This window comes from Ideonella sp. B508-1, from assembly GCF_000333615.1.
Classification (GTDB): Bacteria; Pseudomonadota; Gammaproteobacteria; order Burkholderiales; family Burkholderiaceae_C; genus Ideonella.
On the sequence record NZ_BADL01000181.1, the window covers coordinates 1 to 5,067 of the forward strand.

Consider the following 5,067-nt stretch of genomic DNA (forward strand, 5'->3'; position numbering starts at 1 on the left):
TCCTGCAGATAGGACAGGGCCAACGAGGAGATGTCATTCCGACCGACCATATCCGCGAGACGGCGGGCCAGCACCATGAGACCGGCCACCGCGTTCATCAGCAGCAAGAGACAGGCCAGAGCCTGGAAGTCCGCGGCCAGGTTCACGGCGCACCGGCTGCCGTGCAGCGCTTGGGCCACCCCGCGGGCCGTCGGCACGTCCGGCAGGCTCAGGCGCGCCTGGCCGCGCAGGCGCACCGAACCATCGGCCTGGGCCTGCGCAGGGAACCACACCACCGCGGGGACGATCTGCCCGCGGGGGCAGTGCGGGGCGACCTGCGCCAGCTGCTCGACCCCGTTCTGCAGCACGCACACCACGGTGTCCGGCCGCTCAAGGCGGCCAGCCAGGGGGCCGCGGCCTCGACCTGCGTCGCCTTGACCGCCAGGAAGACGAGATCGCAGGGGCGGTCAGCCCGCGCAGGATCCGTCGAGACCGGGCCGGGCACGGTGACGAGGCGATCGCCATCGTGCAGCGTCAGCTGAGCGCGGGCGGTGCGGCCGCACAGCAGCGGCGTGCGGCCGACCTCGTGCAGCGCCGCCGCGACCGTGGTCCCGATGGCGCCCGGGCCGACGACGGCGATGGAGAGCGGTGGTTCTGTCCTCATGGAAACGGGCTCCTTTGAGAAGGACAGTGTGCCAGCACCCCCTCAGGGCAGGCCCGCCCCTTCCCGGCAGCGGGCCAGGGCGTCCACCACCGCCTGGAGGGCCCGGCCGCAGTCGTCACGGGTGAGCGCGCCGCCCAGGCACAGGCGGATGCCCTCGGGCGGCACGCGGTCGGTGGAGAAGGCCTGGCTGGCCACCGCCGCCACGCCCAGCGGGCGCAGGGCCGCGGCCAGGTCGGCGCTGGGGCAGCGGCCATCGTCCCGGTCCTGCAGCGGCAGCCACACATGGAAGCCCTGGGGATGGGTGCGTGCGCCCAGCCCTTCGAGCTGGCTGCGCGCGAACGCGCTGCGCCACTCGCATTCGGCGCGGATGGCCTCCAGCCAGGTCTGGCCCAGGCCGCTCTCCAGCCAGTGGGTCACCAGGCCCATGCTGACGGTGGAGGCCATGACCGTCATTGCCCGCAGGGCGCCGGCCAGGCGCTGGGTGGCCGCGGCGGTGGGGGCCAGCACATAGGCGTGGCGCAGCCCGGCGCCCAGCCACTTGGACATGCCGGTGATGTAGTAGGTCAGGCCGGGCGCGAAGTCGGCCAGCGGCGGCGGCACGGCCACCGGCAGCATGCCGTAGGCGTCGTCCTCGATGATCGGAATGCTGTAGCGCAGCGCGATGTCGGCCAGTTGCTCGCGTCGGCGCATCGGCAACGACACCACGGTGGGGTTGTGCAGGTTGGGGCACACATACAGCGCCCCCACCGGCGTGGTCTTGCAGGCGGCCTCGAAGGCCTCGGGCAGCACGCCCTGTTCGTCCATCGGCAACGGGTGCAGCTGCGTGCCCAGCTGGGCTGCGATGGCCTTCAGCCCGGGATAGGCCAGGGCCTCCACGCACAGGCTCTGGCCCGGGCGGATCAGCAGGCTGACCAGGGCCGTCAGCGCGCTGTGGATGCCGGGGCAGACCAGCACCCGCTCGGCGCTGGCCTCCTGCAGCCACTGGCGCAGCCAGTGGGCCGCCACCTCGCGGTCCTGGGTCGAGCCGCCGAAGTCCTGGTAGCGCATCACGTCGTGCAGCGGCATCTGCGCCATCCACTGCGCCGCGGCCTCCTGCAGGCGCTGCTCGGCCGGGTGGCCCACCAGCTCCGGCGGCATGTTCATCGTCATCTCGGCGCCGGTGCCGCCGCGCAGCGGCAGGCCGATGAAGGAGCCGCGGGCATAGGAGCCCAGGCCCGGACGCGAGGCGATCAGGCCGCGCTCGCGCGCCTGGGCGAACCCGCGCACCACCGTCGTGTAGTTCAGGCCCAGCACCTGGGCCAGGTCGCGCAGGGGCGGCAGGCGCTCGCGCGGGGCCAGGCGGCCGTTGCGCAAGTCCTCGGACAGCAGCTCCGGGATCAGCTGGTAGGCGGGCAGCTCGCTGCTGCGCAGGCGGGGAATCCAGTGGGAAAACGGCATGCCATCGCGGGCGGTACGTCAGGTCCGGACGCGCCCCGCCAGTTTGCCCAATGTCAACGCTTTGCGGGGCCTTCACCCCCGCCGAGGCGCGACCCCGCGCGGTGCGTGCCGGCCATTGATCGGGTGCATTGATCGCATGGGCGCCTGCCCGGCTTGGTGCGGCGCCGCCTTGCGCCCGCGCAAACCAGGCCGCGGCCCGGCCCCGGCCGCGCCCGGCCCCCGCCCGGTTGATCGGCCATTGATCGCGCCGCCACGCCGCCCGGCGGCACGCGCCTCGCAAGACAGCGCCCGTTGCCGCGTGGCCCACCACCGCAGCGCCCTTCCTGCCCCCCCTCCCCTGAAAGGACTCCCATGCCCACCGTCACCTACCCGGCCCACCAGATCGGCGACTTCCTGGTCGACTACGAAGAAAAGGTCTTCGAGGACGTCAAGGCCGCGCCGGGCGAGAAGGCCCTGGTCACCTTCCACACCGTGGCCTTCGAAGGCTCGATCGGCCTGGTCAACCTGCTGCAGGCCCTGCGGCTGCAGCGCAAGGGCTTCGAGACCTCCATCCTGCTCTACGGCCCGGGCGTGACCCTGGGCGTCAAGCGCGGCTTTCCCAAGCTGGGCGACGAGGCCTTCCCCGGCCACCAGAACTTCAACAAGCAGCTCGAACGCTTCATGGCCGAGGGCGGCAAGGTCTACGCCTGCCGCTTCGCGCTGCAGGCCCTGTACGGCCACGGCGAAGGCGCGCTGATCGAGGGCATCCGCCCGATCAACCCGCTGGACGTGCTGGACGTGGTGCTGCTGCACCGCCAGCAGAACGCCTTCATCCTGGACACCTGGACCCTCTGACACCCCGGAGCCCCCATGCCGGCATCCCACACCACGGTCCGGGCCGCCGCCGCCCAGATCGCCCCCGATCTGGACAGCGCCGACGGCACCCTGGCGCGCGTGCTCGAAACCATCGAGCAGGCGGCCCGCCAGGGGGTGGAGCTGATCGTCTTTCCCGAGACCTTCGTGCCCTACTACCCCTACTTCTCCTTCGTGCAGCCGCCGGTGCGGCAGGGGGCCGACCACCTGCTGCTGATGCAGCGCGCGCCCACCGTGCCCGGCCCGATGACCGACGCGGTGGCCGCCGCGGCCCGGGCCGCCGGCATGGTGGTGGTGCTGGGCGTCAACGAGCGCGACCACGGCAGCCTCTACAACACCCAGCTGATCTTCGACGCCGATGGCCGGCTGCTGCAGAAGCGCCGCAAGATCACCCCCACCTACCATGAGCGCATGGTCTGGGGCCAGGGCGACGGCAGCGGCCTGGCCCCGGTGGACACCCGCGTGGGCCGGGTGGGCGCGCTGGCCTGCTGGGAGCACTACAACCCGCTGGCCCGCTACGCGCTGATGGCCCAGCACGAGCAGATCCACTGCGCGCAGTTCCCCGGCTCGCTGGTGGGGCCGATCTTCGCCGAGCAGATGGGCGTCACCCTCCGCCACCACGCACTGGAATCGGGCTGCTTCGTCGTCAACGCCACCGGCTGGCTGCACGACGCCCAGATCCGCCAGATCATGCCCGACGAGGCCCTGCAGGGCGCGCTGCGCGGCGGCTGCCACACCGCCATCGTCTCGCCCGAAGGCAAGTACCTGGCCGAGCCGCTGACCGAGGGCGAGGGCCTGGTGGTGGCCGACCTGGACTTCGCGCTGATCGACAAGCGCAAGCGGATGATGGATTCGGTGGGCCACTACGCGCGGCCCGAGTTGCTGAGCCTGGCCATCCGCCGCGACGCGGCCCATCCCCTGCGCGGCTACGACGCCACGGCCGGCGCCACCGATCCCCTCGAGGCCTTCCCCCCTCTTGCCGCCACCGCCCCGGAGGCCCTGTGAACACGAACACCCAGCTGATGACCGAGCTGCAGACCCGCGGTCTGCGCCTGCAGGACCCGGGCGCCGGCGCCGCCAGCCGCCGCGGCGGCGCCGGGCCGTCCGACCACAAGGCCGTGGTGGTGGACGGCGTGACCCTGATGGTGCCGGTGCACACCCACGGCGCCTTCGACTCGCCCTTCGTGGCCGAGGCGCCGGGGCCCGACGGCCGCAGCCAGCTGCGCCACGGCAGCATCCCCATCGCGCAGATCGAGTTCGCCCGCACGCCGCGCTTCTACGGCGGCCAGACGGCCGACGGCATTCCCTACAGCCACATCGCCACGCTGCACGGGCGCGACGTGCTGGCCACCACCGTGCTGCAGACCTGCATCCGCTACGAAAGCCGGCGCAAGGCCTGCCGCTTCTGCGCCATCGGCCAGTCGCTGGCGGCCGGCCGCACCATCGCCCGCAAGACCCCGGCCCAGCTGGCCGAGGTGGCGCGTGCCGCGGTGGAGCTGGACGGCGTGCGCCACATGGTGATGACCACCGGCACGCCACCCACGCCCGACCGCGGCGCCCTGCTGCTGTGCGAGAGCGCCCAGGCGGTCAAGGCCGCGGTGGACCTGCCGCTGCAGGCCCAGTGCGAGCCGCCCGACACCGACGCCTGGTTCCAGCGCCTGAAGGACGCCGGCGTGGACACCCTGGGCATGCACCTGGAGGTGGTGGGCGAGGCCCTGCGCCAGCAGCTGCTGCCGGGCAAGGCCGAGGTGCCGCTGGCCCGCTACTGGGACGCCTTCGCCGCCGCGGTGGACGTGTTCGGGCGGGGCCAGGTCAGCACCTACCTGCTGGCCGGCCTGGGCGACAGCGTGGACACCCTGCTGGCCACCAGCGAGCGCCTGCTGGCCCTGGGCGTCTACCCCTTCGTCGTGCCCTTCGTGCCCATCAGCGGCACCCCGCTGGAAGACCATCCCGCCCCCAGCGCCGACTTCATGCGCGCGGTGCTGGCCCCGCTGGGCGCCATGGTGCGTGCCGCCGGCCTGCGCGCGGGCGACATCAAGGCCGGCTGCGGGCGCTGCGCAGCCTGCTCCACGCTGGCCGTGTTCGAGGACACACCCAGCCCCGCCCCCCTGGCCTGCTGAGGGACGGCCCTTTGT

The 5,067-nt window shown here is 73.0% G+C and carries 4 protein-coding genes and 1 pseudogene; 3 read left to right on the forward strand and 2 right to left on the reverse strand.

Going from position 1 to position 5,067, the window contains the following annotated elements; genetic code table 11:
* Together I73_RS26825 and I73_RS08320 are read right to left on the reverse strand one after the other, a co-directional pair.
* Positions 1-643 (reverse strand): annotated as a pseudogene (locus I73_RS26825) (2-dehydropantoate 2-reductase N-terminal domain-containing protein); the annotation flags it as partial.
* A 42-nt stretch (positions 644-685) separates the two neighbouring features.
* Complete coding sequence (locus I73_RS08320) at positions 686-2,080, reverse strand: PLP-dependent aminotransferase family protein (RefSeq protein WP_022980186.1); 1,395 nt, start codon at positions 2,078-2,080, stop codon at positions 686-688.
* A 351-nt stretch (positions 2,081-2,431) separates the two neighbouring features.
* Here I73_RS08320 and I73_RS08325 point away from each other — a divergent pair, with 351 nt between their 5' ends.
* Genes I73_RS08325 through I73_RS08335 form a run of 3 tightly spaced genes read left to right on the forward strand, consistent with a single transcriptional unit; the run spans position 2,432 to position 5,052 of the window.
* Positions 2,432-2,914: an MSMEG_0572/Sll0783 family nitrogen starvation response protein gene (locus I73_RS08325; RefSeq protein ID WP_022980187.1), complete on the forward strand. Its 483-nt coding sequence runs from the start codon at positions 2,432-2,434 to the stop codon at positions 2,912-2,914.
* A gap of 15 nt (positions 2,915-2,929) precedes the next feature.
* Entirely contained in the window at positions 2,930-3,937 is a 1,008-nt protein-coding gene (locus tag I73_RS26830; RefSeq protein WP_022980188.1) for a Nit6803 family nitrilase, read from the forward strand.
* 17 nt (positions 3,938-3,954) lie between these two features.
* Positions 3,955-5,052: an MSMEG_0568 family radical SAM protein gene (locus I73_RS08335; RefSeq protein WP_026096465.1), complete on the forward strand. Its 1,098-nt coding sequence runs from the start codon at positions 3,955-3,957 to the stop codon at positions 5,050-5,052.
* Positions 5,053-5,067: the final 15 nt, after the last annotated feature.

Bases quoted from the DNA above. Each gene is read 5' to 3' on its own strand.
- I73_RS08320 (WP_022980186.1), bottom strand. From the start codon at position 2,080: ATGCCGTTTTCCCACTGGATTCCCCGCCTGCGCAGCAGCGAGCTGCCC.
- I73_RS08335 (WP_026096465.1), top strand. From the start codon at position 3,955: ATGACCGAGCTGCAGACCCGCGGTCTGCGCCTGCAGGACCCGGGCGCC.
- I73_RS26830 (WP_022980188.1), top strand. From the start codon at position 2,930: ATGCCGGCATCCCACACCACGGTCCGGGCCGCCGCCGCCCAGATCGCC.
- I73_RS08325 (WP_022980187.1), top strand. From the start codon at position 2,432: ATGCCCACCGTCACCTACCCGGCCCACCAGATCGGCGACTTCCTGGTC.